2 protein-coding genes are annotated in these 2,394 nt (G+C 41.8%); both read right to left on the bottom strand.

What is annotated here, in order from left to right:
* The coding region (locus tag SPADD19_RS12175) for an AfsR/SARP family transcriptional regulator (protein WP_241496368.1) at window positions 1–1,200 on the bottom strand (1,200 nt) is incomplete at its 3' end.
* A 132-nt stretch (window positions 1,201–1,332) separates the two neighbouring features.
* Entirely contained in the window at window positions 1,333–2,208 is an 876-nt protein-coding gene (gene metF / locus SPADD19_RS00625; protein ID WP_003008657.1) for a methylenetetrahydrofolate reductase [NAD(P)H], read from the bottom strand.
* Window positions 2,209–2,394: the final 186 nt, after the last annotated feature.

Genomic DNA, 2,394 nt, shown 5'->3' with positions numbered 1-2,394 from the left:
ATCTAGTAGAGGCTCTTCCGCTGTAAAAATTAGTTGCCATTTCTCCTGACGTCTTCTCTCCTCTAGTTGTTTCACTTTTTCTAGAGACACTGCATCGATCCACTGGGCATTTTCGAGCAGGATCAGGAGCGGTTTTTCTTTGCTAAGGCCTTGAAGCTGATTCCATACAGAAATGAGATCATCCTCCTCTTCCAGAAGGGAAATCCCCATCTCATCCCCCAGTTTCTCTAGCGCTTGTCTGAGATCATTCCAGTTGCTTCCTTCGTAGCGCTGACTAGTAGCTTTTCCTTCCACCTTGATAAAGTTAAAACTGCGATTGGACATCAAGACCAACTGCCGTAAGAGACGTTTCTTGCCTGTTCCAGATTGCCCCATCACCAGAAAAGGACCAACCGCTTCACCCGTCTCGACTAAAGAGAGGTATTCCTCAAGTTGCGAGAGTTCTTGTTTCCGACCAAAGAAGGAAAGTTCACGGATATTCAAGCAATTGGTCAGTTTATGAGTTCGTTTGGCTTCCAAAACGGAGTGATAAAGTTCCTCAATCGCTCGACTGGGACGCACACTGAGCTCGCGATCCAATAAATCGACTAGCTTATAATAGGTCTCAAAAAATTTTCCTAACTGGTGATGGAAGCTATAATACTCCATCAAGAGCTGGTAGTTTTTCTCTTCATATTCATCCAGCTCTACCAAATGATGGAGTAACCGTTCTATACTAGGATCTGCAAAACCGACCTGCTCAATTTTTTGATAGCAGCTTTCGACATAGAGCTTCCTATAAGCATCTCGTTTGCGAGAAGCCCACTGATCAAAGTCTTCATCATCCTTGACATAGAAGCCCTCTAAAAAGTCTCCCCGATAAAGATCCAAGGCACTTAGTGGATCTCTCTCAAAAAGCTGAACATCCAAAGAAAGACTCAAGTCGGGATTAAGGGCCAAACTGCTCCGACTTGGAGAGACAATGATATCTCCTTCAAAGATTTTATTGGCTTGGTAAACCTTATTCCGTAAGTTTTTGCGAGCTACTTGGTTTTCCTTATCTCCCCAAAGAATACCGGCGATTTCATCGCGGTTGACCTGGCCCATGACTGCCAAGTAATAAAGCAAGGCCTCCATCTTTGAGAAAGAAAATCGAATATCTTTCTGATTGAAAACAACCTTAGGGGGTCCAAATAACTTTAACGTGAGATCTTTCTTCATTGCAAGCGCCTCCAAAAACTTCATATTAATACTATAAAAAAAAAGTTGGCTTTTAGCAAGTGATTTATCCAAATAAAAAGAGACTGAGAACGATTCTTTCTCAATCTCTACACTTCCTACTAAAAGTGTTGATTAATTCACTTCAAAATTCGGTTGATGAGCAAATAAAGCCTTTGTTGCTTGGTAGACGTGGTAAGCGACATCTTCATTGTTCATGGTGTAAAGATGGACACCTGCCACATCTTGCGTGACCAAATCAACGATTTGATCGACTGCATAAGCCAAGCCAGCTGCGCGAAGAGACTTTGGATCATGCTCATACTTGTCTAGAATCGCTTTAAACTTCCGTGGGATATGAACATTTTCACAAGTCTTAAGGAGACGAAGGGCCTGATTGCGATTGAGAATCGGCATCACTCCTGCATGAATAGGAACATTGATCCCAGCTAAAGTACACTTATCCTGAAAATCATAGAAACGCTCATTGTCAAAGAAAAGTTGAGTGACCAAACTAGAGCACCCTGCATCTACCTTCTTTTTAAGATTTTGAATATCTGAAATTTGGTTCGGAGAATCTGGGTGTCCCTCAGGATAGCAAGCACCAATCACCTCAAAATGAGGAGCTTCTGTTTTAATAAATTCAATCAGATCCGTTGCATAACGAAAGTCTTTTAAAGGTTCCACACCAGGGATAATATCCCCACGCAGAGCCAAAATCCGATGAACCCCTACTTCATCTAACTCATGAAGAGTATCGGCCACTTTTTCCTTGCTCAAATAAACGGCTGGCAAGTGAGCAATCGTCGGAATAGACAATTCATTTTGAATGTAATTGGCTAAAGCAACCGTCGTCTCTTTGATATTGTATTTATTATTGCTAGCGGTCACACTAATAAAGTGAGGAGCTAGCTCCTGCATATTTGCCAAGGCACGTAAGAGTTTGGCATTGCCTACTTCAGGATTTGGAGGAAAAACTTCAAATGACAGAGACGGTGTGTGTTGTGACATATTCTATCCTTTTCTTTTGTTTCTTTGATCAAGAACTCTGAGCCACTATTTCTAGGATAAGGGAACGATTCGAAAACCCTCTACACGATGATAGAAGGTCCTCGAAACATTTCTTACAAGTGTTCACGCGCTTCTTTAGCAGCATTAACCAGCTTGATCAAGCTTTCTTTTGTTTCTTTAATTCCG

Source organism: Streptococcus parasanguinis, from assembly GCF_001578955.1.
Taxonomy (GTDB): domain Bacteria; phylum Bacillota; class Bacilli; order Lactobacillales; family Streptococcaceae; genus Streptococcus; species Streptococcus parasanguinis_U.
This window is presented reverse-complemented; position numbering and strand designations above follow the sequence as displayed.